The sequence below is a fragment of the Borrelia miyamotoi genome, from assembly GCF_019668505.1.
Taxonomy (GTDB): Bacteria; Spirochaetota; Spirochaetia; order Borreliales; family Borreliaceae; genus Borrelia; species Borrelia miyamotoi.
This window is the reverse complement of the sequence record NZ_AP024371.1, coordinates 489062-505235: the sequence shown is the minus strand read 5'-3', so window position 1 is coordinate 505235 and position 16174 is coordinate 489062. Positions and strand designations below refer to the sequence as shown.

Below are 16174 nucleotides of genomic sequence, written 5' to 3'. Positions count from 1 at the left end.
AAACTAACTCCATAAAGTCTTTAAAGTTTTACCTCTTATCTTTGCTACTTTCCTAGCATCTAAAACCAAATCAAATGCTTTAAACGTCGCCTTTACTACATTCATAGAATTATTTGAACCAAGAGATTTACTCAAAATATCATGAACTCCCAAAGCTTCCATGACAGAACGAACAGGCCCACCTGCAATAATACCAGTACCTTGAGTAGCTGGTTTAATTAAAACTTTAGCTTTTTTAAAATCTCCAATGACCATATGAGGAAGAGTCCCTTTCTTAATAGGAACAAGCCTTAAATTTTTCCTAGCATTCGTTAAACTCTTCTTTATTGCATCACTAGCATCATTAGCCTTACCAAATCCCCAGCCAACCTGCCCCTCTCCATTACCAACAACCATAAAAGCAGAAAAAGAAAATCTTCTCCCACCCTTTACGACCTTAGTAACTCTATTTAATGATATTAATTTCTCTATTTGCTTCTTATGAATTTGAGATTCCACTATAACTCCCTCCTCCTCCCTAAAAATCAATACCGGCTTCTCGCAAAGAAGTTGCAAAACTTGCAATAAGACCATGATATTTATAACCATTTCTATCAAAAATAAGTTTGCTTATATTTTTATCCTTAAGTTTTTTTGCAAGAACTTCACCAAGTTTCTTTACATCGACAACATTTTTTTTCAATTTAAGATCTTTTTCAATAGTAGAAATACTTGCAAGAGTATGACCGGCAATGTCATCAATAACTTGAACATAAAAATATCTATTGGATTTAAAAACTGTAACTCTAGGTCTATCAGCAACACCAAATCCAATTCTATCCCTTATTCTCTTTTTACGTTTTATATTTCTTTTTTCAGCTTCTCTTACTTTTTTCATAAATGCTCACCTAGAACCTATTTTTTTACCCCTGATTTTCCTACTTTTCGTCTGATTACTTCATCATCATATTTAATTCCTTTTCCCTTATATGGCTCTGGAACTTTTAAACTTCTAATCTCAGCAGCAACCTGACCAACTCTACACTTATTTATACCCTCAACAGCAATTTTGGTATTACCATCAAGTCGAACACTAATTCCTTCCGGAATTACATATTCAAATTGAGTTGAATACCCCAAATTCAAAAAAAGACTATTCCCTTGCTGTTCAACCCTATATCCTATACCATTGATAGTAAGAGATTTTGAAAATCCATCAGACACTCCTTTAACCATATTAAAAATCAAGCTTCGATAAAGTCCATGAAAAGCTCTTGTCTGTTTATCATCAAAAGAACGTTCAACAATAATATTGTTACCCGCAACTTTAACCTGAATGCTATTATCTATTTTTTGACTTAACTTGCCTCTCTTTCCCTCAACTGTTATTATATTATCCTTAATATCAACTTTAACAGAATCAACTATTTTTATAGGAAGTTTACCAATACGTGACATATTTACCTACCTCTTAAACCTTACCAAACTGAGCAAATGAGCTCACCACCTACTTTATTATCTTTGGCTTGCTTACCAGTAATAACACCTTTTGAAGAAGATACTATTAAGATACCATATCCATTTTTTATTCTTGGCATATTTTTATATGAAGAATAAACCTTTCTACCAGGAGTTGAAATAGCATCGATTCTATTTATGGCCGGATTTCTTTTACTATCATAATTAAGTGTTGCCTTAATAAAAGAAATACCTTTCTTATCAAAGATATTATAATTCTTAATATAGCCTTCTTCTTTAAGAAGCTCCAAGATTGACTTATTGATCTTAGACATCTTTAAGTCTACAGACTCATGCTTCACTCTACTTGCATTTCTTATCTTAGTTAACATATCTCCTACTGAATGTGTAACAGCCATAAACTCTCTCCTTACCAGCTTGATTTTGAGACACCAGGAATTAGTCCTGCAGATGCATGATGCCTAAAGCATATACGACATATACCAAAATCTCTCATATATCCCTTTGGACGCCCACATAATTTACATCTATTTTTTTGTCTTGTTTTATATTTTGGCTTTCGTAAGGCCTTAACTATCATTGACTTTTTAGCCATAAATAAAAACTCCTCTTAATTACTAAATGGCATACCAAACTTAGCAAGCAAAGCTTTACCCTCTCTGTCATTTAAAGCCGTAGTTACTATTGTAATATTCAAGCCAGATATCCTCTCTATTTTATCATAATCTATTTCAGAAAATATTATCTGCTCTGCTATTCCAAAAGAGTAATTACCATTACCATCAAAAGCATTGCCATTTACGCCCCTAAAATCCTTAACACGGGGTAACGCTAAATTAATAAGTTTATATAAAAACTCATACATAATATTACCTCGAAGTGTAACCTTAGCACCTATTTCTTGACCTTGTCTAATTTTAAATCCAGCAATGGCCTTTTTAGCCTTTGTCTTAACAGCCTTTTGCCCAGTAATTTGACTAAGTTCAAAAACAGCTGAATCTAAAAGCTTTTTATTTTTAACAGCATCACCCACTCCCATAGAAACAACAATTTTCTCTACTTTTGGAACTTGCATAACAGATTTATATTGAAATTCACTAACAAGATCTTTTATAACAATATCTTTATAATGCCTCTTTAACTCAGGAACATAACTCATAAGCTAAACATTCTCCCCATTCTTTTTAAGGTACCTCTTTTTTTCATCATTTTCAAATCTAATGCCTATTCTTGAAGATACACCACTTGAAAATAACATTACATTTGAAATATCTATAGGTGCTTCCTTATCAATTATTTTGCTCTTTTCTTGAGGCGTTCTTGCCTTAACAACTTTCTTCACCATATTACAAGACTTAATAATAACCTTAAAATTTTTTCTATCTATGTTAACAATTTCGCCCGTTTTACCTTTATCTTTACCACAAAGAATCTTTATATTGTCACCTACTTTCAATTTTGTCTTCATAAATAAGCCCCTTATATTACCTCTGATGCTAATGAGACAACTTTCATAAAGTTAGCATCTCTTAACTCTCTTGCAACAGGTCCAAAAACTCTTTTACCTCTTGGATTCAAATTAGCATCAAGTATAACACATGCATTATCATCAAATCTAACATAAGTCCCATTTTTACGCCTTATCTCCTTTGATGTTCTAACAACTACAGCCTTATGCACCTCTCCTTTCTTAATAGGTGAATTGGGAATTGCTTGCTTTACAGCAACAACTATTATATCTCCAACCCTAGCATATCGCTTTTTACTTCCACCAAGAACTTTTATGCACTGTGCTATCTTGCCACCTGTATTGTCAGCAACCGTTAAATATGTCTGAACCTGTACCATAAATTAACCTCCTCTAAAAAATAACTGAAATTACTTTGACTTCTCCAAGATTTCAACAAGCATCCATCTTTTTTCTTTACTAACAGGCCTAGCCTCAATAATTTTCACTGTATCTCCAAGTTTTGATTCTTCTCTCTCATCATGCGCTTTCACTCTTCTGCTAACTTTTAAATACTTATGGTAGATAGGATGCATTTTTCTTTGAACAACTTCAACAACTATGGTTTTACTCATCTTATCACTAACAACCTTTCCAATCAGCTCTTTCTTATTTTCTTTTGCCATAATGTTTAAACCTTCCTAATCCCAATTTCATACTCATGAATGATTGTATTAAGCCTTGCAATATCTCGTTTCAGTTCTCTTTTTTTTAAAGGATTCTCAACATGACCAACTACAACCTTAAACCTTAAGTCCATATATTCCTTTTTTAAAGCTAATATCTTAGCTTTCATATCTTCAAGAGTAAGATCCCTAAATTTTTTTAACATAACTCACCTCAAATCTCGCCTTATCACAAATATAGTTTTAACCGGTAGCTTATAACTAGCAAGCATCATAGCTTCCTCTGCAAGTTCTCTAGACACCCCAGCCATCTCAAACATAACAGTTCCAAGTTTAACAGGAGCATTCCAATGATCTACACCTCCCTTACCTTTACCCATTCTTGTCTCAGCTGGCTTCTTAGTATAAGGTATATCTGGAAATATTCTAATCCAAATTTTACCCCCCCTTTTAACTTTACGAGTCATAGCAATACGAGCAGCTTCAATTTGCCTTGCAGTAATAAAATATGTCTCAAGAGAAACAAGTCCATACTCTCCAAAAGATATTCTGTTACCTTTTTGAGCTTCTCCTGACAGTCTTCCTCTTTGCTTCTTTCTATACTTAACCTTCTTAGGACTTAACATTTAACGCTCCTTAAAGATTCTTAAACATCAGAACCATTTTTCTTTTTAAAATCATTTCTGGATATAGCTCCAAGTTATAATTTTTCTTTAGAAAACCTATCGTCATTTAAAACTTTTCTACTCTTATCATCAAACATACTCTTACCAAAAGGCTCCCGCTTATCTTTTAAAGGTTTCCTGTTAATCACCTGACCAGCATCTGAATTAGTCTGCTTTCCTAAAATTTCTCCCTTAAATAGCCAAACTTTAACACCAAGAACACCATAAGTTGTATGAGCTTCAGCAAAACCATAGTCTATATTAGCTCTAAGAGTATGCAAAGGAATTCGACCTTCTTTCACTTCAAAACTTCTGGCGATCTCAGCTCCTCCAAGCCTGCCTGAAACTTTAATTTTTACACCTTGAATACCTTTGGAAATGGAAGATAAAAGTGTAGATTTTAAAAGCTTTCTATAAGAAGCTCTATTTTCCAGCTGCTTTGCTATCCCATTAGCAACAATTTGTGCATCAAATTCCGGTTTCTTAATCTCTTTTATTTTAATATTAATTTTTTTAGATATTGTTCTAGTTAACAATTGTCCAATTTTTTCAAGATTAGCTCCCTTAACACCAATAACAGAACCAGGCCTTGGAGTAAAAATTACCACTGTTACTCTTTGAAGATTGTTTCTAATAATCTCTATATCGGAAATATCAAACCTAATTCCTTTAAGAAATTTCATAGTTTCCCGTCTTATTAAGAAATCTTCATGAAGAACCTCAGAATATAATTTTTTATCAAAATACCACTTTGATTTCCAGTCCTTATTAATTTTAAGTCTTAAACTGTAAGGATGTACTTTTTGACCCATATCTTATTCTCCACCATACATCTTTTCATAAACTTCAACAAAAATATGACAACTTCTGTTAATAAGCTTATCTGCCCTGCCTCTAGCTCTAGGCCAAATGCTCCTACGTCTTCTTCCATCATCCACCATTACTGTTTTTACAAATATCATATCCTCAGAAAGATTTCTATTATGATAAATAGCATTCGATGCTGCTGATTTGATTACCTTACACAAAAGTTTAGCACCTTTATTGGGCATAGAACAAAGTATTGCAACAGCTTCAGTATAAGGCTTGCCTCGTATGTTATCGGCAATAGGCCTTACTTTTTTTGGAGAAGATGGCAAATTCTTACCTCTTGCAGTATATCTTCTATTAACAAACATAAACTTCACTTCCTTCCCTTTTTATCTGATTTAGCATGTCCCCTAAAAATCCGTGTAGGCGAAAATTCACCAAGTTTATGCCCAACAAGATCTTCAGTAATATACACAGGAATAAAAGACTTTCCATTGTAAACAGATATAGTAAGACTTACCATCTCAGGAATTATTGTCGAGGCTCTAGAATAAGTTTTAATGACCACCCTTTTATCTTTGCCATAAGATGCCAAAACTTTTTTATAAAGACTTTTTTCTATAAAAGGTCCTTTTTTAATAGATCTTGCCACTATACACTCCTACTTATTTCTTCTTTTAATAATAAACTTGTCTGAGTACTTATGTTTTTTCCGTGTCTTATATCCCTTAGTTGGCTGACCCCAAGGAGATACAGGATGACGACCACCAGAAGTCTTACCCTCACCACCTCCATGTGGATGATCGACAGGATTCATTGCAACACCTCTTACCTTAGGCCTTTTACCAAGCCATCTACTCTTACCAGCCTTACCAATAGAAACATTAATATAATTTTCATTCCCAACTTCTCCAAGAGTTGCCATGCATTTCTTAAAAACCATGCGAACCTCACCTGATGGAAGCTTAACCGTTACATAATTTCCCTCGGAAGCAAGCACCATGGCATATCCCCCAGCACCTCTTACAAGCTGTCCACCTCTTCCAACATTAAGTTCAATGTTATGTACTGCCTTACCAACAGGAATATTTTCAAGCGGCAAAGAATTGCCAACCCTTATTGGAGCATTTGGACCACTTTGTAAAACATCACCTACTTTAATGCCTTTAGGAGCAATAATATATCTTTTATCTCCATCCTTATAAACAAGTAAAGCTATATTAGAACTTCTATTTGGATCATATTCAATAGACACAACTCGAGCAGGTATATCAAACTTATCTCTTCTTCCGAAGTCAATTTCCCTATACCGTCTTTTATGTCCTCCACCCCTTCTTCTAACACTAATTCTTCCAGAAGAATCTCTTCCAGCCCTAGATACCTTCCCCTTAGTTAAAGACTTCAAAGGGCTATTACCCTTACTTAAATCATCAAAAGATAAAGTTGTCTTATAACGCAAAGACGAAGTTTTTGGCCTATAAGTTTTAATACCCATATTTTCCTTTCTCCAAAACCACTAAAAAATATCTATCTTATCTTCTTTTTTAAGATAAACATATGCTTTTTTCCATGAAGAAGTTTTCCCTTTGCCAATAGGATAACCTTTTCTTGAAACAACTGTCTTAACCTTGCTTTTGACATTAAGCAAATTACATGATACTGGAGTAACATTAAAAAGCTCTTTAATCGCAACACCAACTTCTTTCTTATTTGCTTGCTTTCTAACTTTAAAAGTATAAACATTCATATTTTCTCGCTGAATATTAGTTTTCTCAGTAAGCATAGGCGAAATTATTATATCATAAGCTTTCATCATAACTCATCCTTAACATCCATTATAATCTTATTTAACATAAAGATCATTAAGCCCATTAATAGCAGACTCAAGAGCTATTAAATTTTTAGCATAAAATAAATCAACAACTCTAAGTCTATTAAAAGATAAAATCTTTAAATCCCTTATATTCCTTCCCGCTCTTTTAATCATCTGATCATCATTACCCAATAAAATAACTGTTTTTCCATTAGTCTTTATAAAATTCTTTATTATCAATGTAAGCTCTTTTGTCTTTCCTGATTCAATAGTAAAATTTTCAACAACCTTAAATTTATCTTCTGCAGATGCAAAGAGACTAAGAACAGATTTAAAAGCAAGTCTTTTAACCTTCTTTGGAAGCTTATAACTATAGTCCCTTGGTTTTGGTCCTAAAGCTATACCTCCACCAACCCAAATTGGATTTCTCTTAGTACCAACCCTTGCACGTCCTGTACCTTTTTGTTTCCAAGGCTTCTTTGAACTACCCCTAACCTCAGCTCTAGTCTTAGTTGAAGCTGTTCCAACTCTAAGATTAGCTAGCTCATTATTAATAGCATTATATATAGAACCATAACTAACATCTATATTAAAAACTCTATCCTCTAAATCTATAAATCGAAGTTCTTGTCCATCCTTAGAAAAAACTCTCTTTTCCATACTAAACACCCACTTTTTTTGCCCTTTTAACAATAACAAAAGAACCCTTGACCCCTGGCACAGCTCCTTTTACCAAAATGGCTCTTTTATCCTCATCAATAAAAACAATTTCAAGATTTTGAATAGTTTGCTGCTCACCACCCATTCTGCCAGCCATTTTAGTTCCCTTAAAAGTTCTAGCAGGTGTAGTAGCTTGCCCGGTACCACCAAGATGTCTATGAAACTTAGAACCATGAGAAGATGGACCACCACTAAAATTATGCCTCTTCATAGCCCCTTGAAAACCCTTACCCTTAGTAATACCAGTAATATCTACATACTTAATCGCTCTAAAAGCATCAAGACCAATCTCATCACCCGCCTCATAACCTTTAAGTCCCTTAAATTCTATAACATATCTTTTAGGCTCAATATTCTCTAGGATTTTATATTGACCTTTTATAGGCTTTGAAATCTTAGAACTCTTAAGATCAACTGAACCCATTATGAGGGCATCATATCCATCTCTTTCTACTGTTTTTTTTCCTATAACATAATTGGGCTCAAATTCTATTACCGTCACAGGCACCACAACCCCATTATCTTGAAAGACCTGCGTCATGCCAACTTTTTTTCCTATCAATCCCAACATTAAAACACCTCAAATTCATAACTTAAAAAATCTATTTTACTGCTTAATATCAACTTCCACTCCTGCAGGAAGCTCCAATTTCATCAAAGAGTCCATTAAAGCAGAAGTAGGCTCTAAAATATCAATAAGCCTCTTATGAGTTCTCATTTCAAACTGTTCTCTTGATTTTTTATTAACATGAGGAGAACGTAAAACAGTATATTTCTTTATCTTTGTCGGCAAAGGAATAGGACCTTTAATTTTAGCCTTTGACTTATGAACAGCTCTAACAATAGACTCAGCACTCTGATCTAATATTTTAACATCAAAACTAAAAAGCCTTACTCGTATCTTATCTTTAGTAATCAATTTATTCTCCTAAGCTTTAGAGATAAAAAAGCTCTCTAAACTTTACACTATTCTAATATCTCAAGAATTCTTCCTGAAGCAACTGTCCTACCACCTTCTCTAACAGCAAACTCAACATTTTTATCCATTGCTATTGAGGATATAAGTTCGACAACAATATCAACATTATCTCCAGGCATAACCATTTCCTTACCCTCTAAATTAACCATGCCAGTAACATCCGTGGTTCTGAAAAAAAACTGTGGTCTATATCCTGAAAAAAATGGCTTATGCCTTCCACCTTCTTCCTTAGTTAAACAATATATAGAAGCCTTAAACTTTTGATGAGGAGTAATTGTACCAATAGCAGCAATAACTTGACCCCTTTCAATATCCTTCTTATCAACACCTCTTAGCAAAAGACCAACATTATCTCCTGCTTGACCTTGTTCAAGAATCTTTTGAAACATTTCAACACCAGTAACAGTTGTTTTCCTAGTTTCTCTAATTCCAACAATTTCCACTTCTTGCCCAACCTTAATAACACCTCTTTCAATACGACCAGTAGCAACAGTACCACGTCCAGAAATAGAGAAAACATCTTCAACAGCAAGCAAAAATGGTTTATCAATATCCCTTGCAGGAAGATCAAAATAATTATCCATAGATTCAAGAAGTTCTTTTATACATTTTGTAGCTTCAGGATCATCAGGATTTGACATAGCTCCAAAAGCTGAACCCTTTACTATTGGAGTATCACCAGGAAAGCCATATTTCTCAACAAGTTCCAAAACCTCAACTTCAACAAGCTCAACAAGCTCGGGATCTGCTAAATCTAGTTTATTTAAAAACACTATTATCTTCTTTATTCCCATTCGTTGCGCAAGAAGCAAATGCTCTTTTGTTTGAGGCTCTGCTCCACTATCAGCTGCAACTAATAATATTGCTGCATCCATCTGAGCTGCACCTGTAATCATATTTTTAATATAATCAGCGTGCCCAGGACAATCAACATGAGCATAATGCCTACTCTCAGTTTCATATTCAATATGTCTAGCATTAATTGTTATTCCTCTTGATTTCTCTTCAGGGGCATTATCAATATCTTCATACTTAAGTGCCTTAGCACCTTTATTGACCTTTGAACAATAAATACTAATAGCTGCAGTTAATGTTGTTTTACCATGATCAACATGCCCTATTGTACCCACATTCATATGTGGCTTTGTTCTTTGAAAAACTTCTTTAGCCATGAATCACCTCCCAAATTTGTGCTCCAAATCTTCATTTATTTCTTTAAGACTCTTATTTTAAGAATTCCATTTTGTTTCTTTCTTAAGATAAAATTACATATATAATACTTACACGATACATAACCATATTAAAAGAACATACCTCATTAGAAATTGACCCGACTTTCGTGTTTTTCTAAAAGAATTCTTAATAACTCTATTAGTCTACATATTATTCAAGATATAGTCAATATATTAATATATCTTGAATAAAATTATTAAAAGCAAGCAATACTTTTCATATTGATTCACAATATTTGCTTCAAACAAATTAAAGTTGAAGACACAGCTTATTAATTATAAAGACAATATAAAACACAAAGACTTTGACATTAATATCAATCCATGATTATTGCTAAACACACACAAACAATTTTAACATTATATAAAAAACCTTAATTTTAACTATAAATACTCTCTTTAAAAGAATAAACATAAGATTAAGACTTAAATGACATTACATGCCCATAACATAAAAAATAATCACAAACTTAATATTGAAGTATTTGATATACTAGGCAAATAATCACATAAAACATAAAGTTTACTAACTATTCTAAGCTTATCATTAAAAAGGTTACAATAAAATAATAATATGTCAAGACACAATTTAAAATATATACCACTAAATACGATGATAATATTCATTATATCAATCACTATATCATGCATAAAAAACAATTCTGTCAAATCAAAAGAAATTGCCAGAGAAATTACTCATATTATCACCATAAAGAAAAATACAGAAAAGATTGAAATAGTAAGATTTAATACTAGTGATAAAAATAATTTAATTATTACTCTTAAAAATAATAAAAAAATAGACATAAAACAAAATTCATTCGCAATTTTTAAAAAAGGAAATAAAACAGGTTTCATAATTAAAGAAGGACTTAAGGCAGGAGAAGAAAAAACTTTCAAATTAAATATTAATATTAATAAGAAACAAAAAAACATATTCTATATATTTTTAAAGCAAGATTGATTTATTAATATTCAATTTTTATATGATTTCCTTACTTGCAAATATAAAATTATATAATCCTGATTTTCAACCAAACTAATTTAAATGATTATAAATATAACCCTACCGTTTCTTAATCCAATATTTAAAATTAAGACTTAAGCAGAACAAAATAATTAAAGCTACATAATTTGAGATTGTAAAAGCATATCCTAAAGAATTTTCCAAAACTCCAAAATACTGCAATATAAACACAGATGGCAAGCGAATAATCCAAAGACGAACACAAACAATAATCATAACAAGTTTTGTAAGTCCCATTCCAATGAACCCTCCAAAAAAAACTTGTTGCAATCCAAATCCAATAGCACCAATCGATGCCACTAACAAATAGTCATTAGCATAACTAAAAACTTCTAAGTCATTTGTAAAAGTTTTTATTATAATTCCTCTAAAAAATATTAAAGATACTGCAAAAATAACCATTATTACTAAGGTAACAAAAAATCCCTTTTTAAAAATATCTCTTACTCTATCAAAATTCTTTGCGCCAAGATTTTGTCCAACAATTGAAATAATGCCAGTACCAATACTCACTCCAGAAAGAATAAGAAATGAAATAATATTATTAGCCATGCCATAAGCAGCTAAAAATTTTGGGTTGATTTGAACTGCAATATAATGAAAAATAAAAAACGACAATGAAGCCATAATCTGTCCAAAAGCAGCTGGAAGACCCAAACTAACAATATTTTTTATTATAGGAATATCTGGAGCAATATCCTTAAAATGCACTTTAAGCCCATAATTTAGTCTATAAGTTAAAAAAAAATAAAAAAGAACAGTCATTAATTTTGCAAAAAGAGTAGACCAAGCAGCACCAGAAATACCTAAATCAAACGTAAACATTAATATCGGATTAAGAATAATATTAATAATATTTGCAATCAAAGTCAATAACATTGCAATTACGGTCTCTCCTTGAGAATTTAAGATGTATATAACAGAAACACTTAAAAACATTATAGGTATTGTATAGATTACAACATGGAAATAAGATTTTGTAATTTCTTTAAGTTCACCACTTATGCCCATAACATCTAAAATAAAATCTATAGACAATAAAACCAAAATTGCAACAAACAAAGACAATACAAAATTTAAAAATATCAATTGGCCTGCATATTTTGAAAACTTAGCAAAAGTCTCTTCTCCAATACATTTAGACATTAAAGACACACTTCCCATAGCTATTCCCATAGCAAAAACCATAATAAGAAAATTAATAGGCCCAGCAAGAGACAATGCAGCAAGCGACATAGCTCCAAGTTTTCCAACATAAAACATATCTGTAAGTTCATAAAGAGACTGAAGCATATTAGTTATCACGATAGGCAAACTGATAACTAAAAGTACTTTATATAAATTACCTTCTAATATTAATTCTCTAGATTTACTTATTATCATAGCACATATTATACTTATAAATTATCATAAGGCTTCACAAAAGTACTTTTTCATTCAATTCAAAAATAAATAAATTCAATTCAAAAATAAATAAATTCAATTATGAAACTCATATACAAAGCTTTATCCTCAGTAAATAGTAATATATCAACATATAAATGCCAAGCTTTTTAACATAAAATATCAATTATCTCTTAAAATCTAAACAATAATAACAATAAAATTCCCCTTATCCTGCTTTTGTCAAACAATCAAATTATCTTCTAACAAAGATATAATTCCTATTTTTATAACACTTTCTTAATCCTTGCCCCCAAAGAACTCAATTTATCAACAACATCTTCATATCCTCTCTCAATCTGATAAATGTTTTGAATACGACTCTCACCATTAGCACAAAGAGCTGCAATAAGCAAAGACATACCAGCTCTAACATCAGGAGAAGATACATTACTTCCTTTAAGGATAGTTTTTCCTGTAACTACAGCACGATGGGAATCACAAAGAACAATCTGAGCACCCATTTTGATAAGCTTATCTACAAAAAACATTCTTGATTCAAACATTTTCTCGAAAATAAGAACAGTTCCTTGAACTTGAGTAGCAGTTACTATCATTATGCTCATAAGATCTGTTGGAAAAGCTGGCCATGGTCCATCATCAATTTTGGGAATATAACCTCCAAAATCTAATTTAACCTTCAAATCTTGTTTTTCCTTAACATATATGTTTTCATTGTCATACTCAAAATTAATGCCAAGTTTAGAATATACATGCTTTATTAAAACAAAATTCCTAGGATCAGCCTTGTTAATCTCAAGTTCACCTCCTGTTAACGCAGAAAGGCTAATTAGAGAACCTACTTGCATAAAATCAGCTCCTATGCGAAATCTAGTTCCACTTAATTTTCTTACACCTATTATTCTAAGCATATTAGAACCAATACCAGAAATATTAGCACCCATAGAATTCAACATATTACACAAATCTTGTACATGTGGTTCACATGCAGCATTCATTATCACAGTCTCACCAACAGCAAGAACAGCAGCCATAATAATATTCTCAGTAGCAGTAACGGATGCTTCATCTAAAAACATTTCAGCACCGACCAATTTACCTACTTCTAAAACAATCCGTTCACTATTTATCAGCTTAGCACCAAGCTTACCAAGTCCATAAAAATGAGTATCAAGACGCCTTTTTCCAATCACATCTCCACCAGGAGGAGCAATATTGATTTTACCACACCTAGCAAGCATAGGTCCTACAAACAAAATTGAAGCCCTAATTAAATCTGTCAAAGAAGAATCTACCTCTGTTCTTACAATATTCAAAACTTTAATTTTAACAACATCACCATCCCTTAAAACCCAAGCTCCCATGTTCTTTAAAATGTCCAAAATAACTTCTACATCTTTAATATTTGGAATATTTTCTAAAATAACTTCTTCATCTGTAAGCAATGCAGCTGTAATGCAAGGCAAAGCCGCATTCTTATTTCCACTAGCTGTTATTTTTCCACCTATTTTAAAACCACCCTCTACAACATATCTATACATTATTGCCCCCAAATAAATAAAGCTTGCATAAATTAAACTCATTCTAAGAAATTAAAATATCATTTTCAAATATCACTTCTATTCTCAAGATTACCATCAAACTCGATATATTCCCTTACAACCTCCACCCACACAGCTTTACCATTATCAATCTCAACTATAACACCATTAAAACCAAGCCCTTCCCAAGATTCAGTAAACCGATTATTTAAAAATCCTTTCAAGAACTTATCTATTTCAAATTTAGGCTCATATCCAACAACACTATTTAAGCTGCCAACCCTACCAAGATCAGTAATAACCGCAGTACCATCGAAAATTCTGAGATCTGCTGTTAATATTCTCTTACCAGTACCCAAACAAGCACTGACTCTAGATTTTAGATAAAAGAACATAGCATTAACCTCAGCCGTGGTATTTGAATCAAAGATCACAATTATGTTGTTAGTATGCAACTTAATTTTTTCACAAAAATAATCAAAAGCAAAAAAAGGATTATTAAAATTATATTTTGTAATACCTGTTTGTCCAACAAGTCTAATTACAGCAATCTTCTTGCCACTAACATTGTAAATAAAATAAGAATAACCTCTTAATTTTGTAGGACAATTTAGAGGCTTTAAAATAAAATTAAATTTATCAAGATCATCATTCAGTCCAGCCCTTACAAAGGCATTTTCTCCTAAAGTTAAAACATCAATACCATACTTTTTTAACAAAAATGCATGCCTTTTACAAAGCCCTCTAAATCCTGTAGTAAAATTATTACCAGATATTACAAAATCAATGTGCTTCTTTTGCTTAAAAGAAGACAAAAAATTTTTTATTACAACAATACCAGGCTTACTTACAACCTCTCCAGTAACCAAAATCCGCAAACTCACTAAAGCCTCTCTCTTTATTAATCTAGATTGAAAAACTTAGAAATAGCATTCTTTACAATAATGCTTGATACAAAATAGCTTATCACAATTGAAATGATAATCATAAAAAAAACTAGAATCAATTGAAAAACAGAAGAAGCAATAATGTTAATTTTAGCAATCAAAAGAAATTCCAGTAAAAAAACCAAAAACATCAAAGATAAATTAATTAATGAACATAAAATAAAATACAAAATCTTCATAAATCAATACTTTTCTTTCTTGCAAACAAATCATAAATTATAAATAAAGTCATTCCTATAACAACATAAGTATCTGCAAAGTTAAAAGTTGGCCATCTTTGGAGTCCAAAAATACCAAAAAATCTCACATCCAAAAAATCCACAACTCCCAAGGGTCTAAAAAGTCTATCAACAATATTTCCAATACCACCAGATAAAATCAATAAAAGAGCAATTCTAGCAAATCTACTGCGTTCTTTTAATATAAAATAAAAAACTAAAACTAAAACAATAATAGGAATTACAAGGAAAAATAAATTCTTCAAACTAGAATCAATATTAGAGCCTATTGAAAATAAAATACCAGTATTTCTCACATGTATTATTTTAAAAAAATCTCCAAAAAAAGATAAATATTCAGTTCCAATTCTGACATACTTAACAATTAAATATTTAGATAATTGATCACAAAAAACTAAAGTAGAGACAAATATCAAATTGTTAATTAATCTGTGCTTATTTATACTCATGTAAAATCCTTATAAATTAGTATCTTTTAAAATAAAATTAACATCTAATTCTTTCTGATTTCCAAAATATTCCATTAATTTCATTAATCCAAACATTTCAGTAAAATAATGACCAGCAAATATTAAATTTACATCATATTCCTCAGCTAAAGGATATATCTGATGAGAAGTATCTCCTGTTATGAACAAGTCAATGCCATGTTCCAACGCTTCCTCAAAAAAAGAAGACCCAGAACCACTAACAATCGCTACCTTTTCGACATGTTCTTTAAATTTTTTATAATAAAGAATATGCTTATTATTAGCTTCAATTTTCTTCAAAATTTCAGAAAAATTAAGTTTAGTAGTAGCAATAATACCCAAATTAAATCCTTTATAACTTGCAAAAGAAATAGGGCTATGAAATCCTAAAAAATCAGAAAAAACCTTGCTATGAGAATAAACAGGATGGGCATCCATCGGTAAATGAATGCAGTAAAGAGATAAATCATTTTCAATAAGCCATTTAACTTTTTCATATACTCCAGCAACAATTTTCTCTGACTTTGACCAAAAAATGCCATGATGAGTTATTAAAAAATCACAATCCTTTGCTTCTTTTAAAGTTGCCATACCTGCATCAACAGCAAAAGCAATCTTTTTAACTTCTAATTCTAAATTACCTACTTGAAGCCCATTAATACTTTTGTCAATATTTTCATAATCTTTTACTTTAAAAATTTCATCCAAGATAGATGATAACTCTTTAACAGTCAAA

At 31.5% G+C, this 16174-nt stretch carries 27 protein-coding genes; 1 reads left to right on the top strand and 26 read right to left on the bottom strand.

Annotation, left to right across the window (positions count from 1 at the left end; genetic code table 11):
* Positions 1–3 precede the first annotated feature (3 nt).
* The 20 genes from rpsE to tuf form a co-directional block, all read right to left on the bottom strand.
* Complete coding sequence (gene rpsE, locus K5Q05_RS02445) at positions 4–525, bottom strand: 30S ribosomal protein S5 (protein WP_070095319.1); 522 nt, start codon at positions 523–525, stop codon at positions 4–6.
* Positions 518–877 (bottom strand): 50S ribosomal protein L18, encoded by a 360-nt coding sequence (gene rplR, locus K5Q05_RS02440; RefSeq protein ID WP_025443680.1) that lies wholly within the window; start codon positions 875–877, stop codon positions 518–520. The genes rpsE and rplR overlap by 8 nt, the downstream gene beginning before the upstream one ends.
* 17 nt (positions 878–894) lie before the next feature.
* Positions 895–1437 carry a 50S ribosomal protein L6 gene (gene rplF / locus K5Q05_RS02435; RefSeq protein ID WP_025443681.1) on the bottom strand — a complete coding sequence of 181 codons (543 nt, stop codon included), beginning with the start codon at positions 1435–1437 and terminating at the stop codon, positions 895–897.
* 20 nt (positions 1438–1457) lie between these two features.
* A complete protein-coding gene (gene rpsH, locus K5Q05_RS02430) occupies positions 1458–1856 on the bottom strand; it encodes a 30S ribosomal protein S8 (RefSeq protein WP_025443682.1) in 399 nt (132 codons plus the stop codon).
* 11 nt (positions 1857–1867) lie between these two features.
* Positions 1868–2053 (bottom strand): type Z 30S ribosomal protein S14, encoded by a 186-nt coding sequence (locus K5Q05_RS02425; protein WP_025443683.1) that lies wholly within the window; start codon positions 2051–2053, stop codon positions 1868–1870.
* Between the two features lie 15 nt (positions 2054–2068).
* A complete protein-coding gene (rplE, locus tag K5Q05_RS02420) occupies positions 2069–2617 on the bottom strand; it encodes a 50S ribosomal protein L5 (protein ID WP_025443684.1) in 549 nt (182 codons plus the stop codon).
* Positions 2618–2620: 3 nt separating this feature from the next.
* Positions 2621–2926: a 50S ribosomal protein L24 gene (gene rplX, locus K5Q05_RS02415; protein ID WP_025443685.1), complete on the bottom strand. Its 306-nt coding sequence runs from the start codon at positions 2924–2926 to the stop codon at positions 2621–2623.
* Between the two features lie 11 nt (positions 2927–2937).
* Positions 2938–3306, bottom strand: coding sequence for a 50S ribosomal protein L14 (gene rplN, locus K5Q05_RS02410; protein ID WP_025443686.1), 369 nt, complete (start codon positions 3304–3306; stop codon positions 2938–2940).
* Positions 3307–3336: 30 nt separating this feature from the next.
* Positions 3337–3591: a 30S ribosomal protein S17 gene (gene rpsQ, locus K5Q05_RS02405; RefSeq protein ID WP_020954862.1), complete on the bottom strand. Its 255-nt coding sequence runs from the start codon at positions 3589–3591 to the stop codon at positions 3337–3339.
* 5 nt (positions 3592–3596) lie between these two features.
* Complete coding sequence (rpmC, locus tag K5Q05_RS02400) at positions 3597–3797, bottom strand: 50S ribosomal protein L29 (protein WP_020954861.1); 201 nt, start codon at positions 3795–3797, stop codon at positions 3597–3599.
* Positions 3798–3800: 3 nt separating this feature from the next.
* Entirely contained in the window at positions 3801–4217 is a 417-nt protein-coding gene (rplP, locus tag K5Q05_RS02395) for a 50S ribosomal protein L16 (RefSeq protein WP_025443687.1), read from the bottom strand.
* A 74-nt stretch (positions 4218–4291) separates the two neighbouring features.
* Positions 4292–5068, bottom strand: a complete 777-nt coding sequence (gene rpsC, locus K5Q05_RS02390; RefSeq protein ID WP_044003362.1) for a 30S ribosomal protein S3 — start codon at positions 5066–5068, stop codon at positions 4292–4294.
* Between the two features lie 3 nt (positions 5069–5071).
* Positions 5072–5434 (bottom strand): 50S ribosomal protein L22, encoded by a 363-nt coding sequence (gene rplV, locus K5Q05_RS02385; protein ID WP_025443689.1) that lies wholly within the window; start codon positions 5432–5434, stop codon positions 5072–5074.
* 5 nt (positions 5435–5439) lie between these two features.
* Entirely contained in the window at positions 5440–5718 is a 279-nt protein-coding gene (rpsS, locus tag K5Q05_RS02380; protein WP_025443690.1) for a 30S ribosomal protein S19, read from the bottom strand.
* A 9-nt stretch (positions 5719–5727) separates the two neighbouring features.
* Positions 5728–6561 carry a 50S ribosomal protein L2 gene (gene rplB / locus K5Q05_RS02375; protein ID WP_025443691.1) on the bottom strand — a complete coding sequence of 278 codons (834 nt, stop codon included), beginning with the start codon at positions 6559–6561 and terminating at the stop codon, positions 5728–5730.
* Positions 6562–6582: 21 nt separating this feature from the next.
* On the bottom strand, positions 6583–6879 hold the full coding sequence (gene rplW / locus K5Q05_RS02370; RefSeq protein ID WP_020954855.1) for a 50S ribosomal protein L23: 297 nt from the start codon (positions 6877–6879) through the stop codon (positions 6583–6585).
* Between the two features lie 30 nt (positions 6880–6909).
* On the bottom strand, positions 6910–7539 hold the full coding sequence (gene rplD / locus K5Q05_RS02365) for a 50S ribosomal protein L4 (RefSeq protein ID WP_025443692.1): 630 nt from the start codon (positions 7537–7539) through the stop codon (positions 6910–6912).
* Position 7540: 1 nt separating this feature from the next.
* The gene (gene rplC, locus K5Q05_RS02360; protein ID WP_025443693.1) at positions 7541–8170 is read right to left on the bottom strand and encodes a 50S ribosomal protein L3; all 630 of its coding nucleotides are present in this window, start codon (positions 8168–8170) and stop codon (positions 7541–7543) included.
* Positions 8171–8206: 36 nt separating this feature from the next.
* Positions 8207–8518, bottom strand: coding sequence for a 30S ribosomal protein S10 (rpsJ, locus tag K5Q05_RS02355; protein WP_025443694.1), 312 nt, complete (start codon positions 8516–8518; stop codon positions 8207–8209).
* A 47-nt stretch (positions 8519–8565) separates the two neighbouring features.
* Positions 8566–9750 (bottom strand): elongation factor Tu, encoded by a 1185-nt coding sequence (tuf, locus tag K5Q05_RS02350; RefSeq protein WP_020954851.1) that lies wholly within the window; start codon positions 9748–9750, stop codon positions 8566–8568.
* Between the two features lie 634 nt (positions 9751–10384).
* Here tuf and K5Q05_RS02345 point away from each other — a divergent pair.
* Positions 10385–10774, top strand: coding sequence for a hypothetical protein (locus K5Q05_RS02345; protein ID WP_025443695.1), 390 nt, complete (start codon positions 10385–10387; stop codon positions 10772–10774).
* 102 nt (positions 10775–10876) lie between these two features.
* Here the strand turns inward: K5Q05_RS02345 and K5Q05_RS02340 are convergent, their stop codons facing one another.
* From K5Q05_RS02340 to K5Q05_RS02315, 6 genes are all read right to left on the bottom strand, one after another.
* Positions 10877–12220, bottom strand: a complete 1344-nt coding sequence (locus K5Q05_RS02340; RefSeq protein ID WP_221019290.1) for an MATE family efflux transporter — start codon at positions 12218–12220, stop codon at positions 10877–10879.
* Between the two features lie 287 nt (positions 12221–12507).
* Positions 12508–13782: a UDP-N-acetylglucosamine 1-carboxyvinyltransferase gene (gene murA / locus K5Q05_RS02335; protein ID WP_025443696.1), complete on the bottom strand. Its 1275-nt coding sequence runs from the start codon at positions 13780–13782 to the stop codon at positions 12508–12510.
* A 65-nt stretch (positions 13783–13847) separates the two neighbouring features.
* Entirely contained in the window at positions 13848–14666 is an 819-nt protein-coding gene (locus K5Q05_RS02330; RefSeq protein WP_025443697.1) for a YmdB family metallophosphoesterase, read from the bottom strand.
* 17 nt (positions 14667–14683) lie between these two features.
* Positions 14684–14908 carry a hypothetical protein gene (locus K5Q05_RS02325; RefSeq protein WP_044003365.1) on the bottom strand — a complete coding sequence of 75 codons (225 nt, stop codon included), beginning with the start codon at positions 14906–14908 and terminating at the stop codon, positions 14684–14686.
* A complete protein-coding gene (lspA, locus tag K5Q05_RS02320; protein WP_025443698.1) occupies positions 14905–15417 on the bottom strand; it encodes a signal peptidase II in 513 nt (170 codons plus the stop codon). The genes K5Q05_RS02325 and lspA overlap by 4 nt, the downstream gene beginning before the upstream one ends.
* Before the next feature lie 9 nt (positions 15418–15426).
* Positions 15427–16173 (bottom strand): Nif3-like dinuclear metal center hexameric protein, encoded by a 747-nt coding sequence (locus K5Q05_RS02315; protein ID WP_025443699.1) that lies wholly within the window; start codon positions 16171–16173, stop codon positions 15427–15429.
* Between the last annotated feature and the right edge of the window lies 1 nt (position 16174).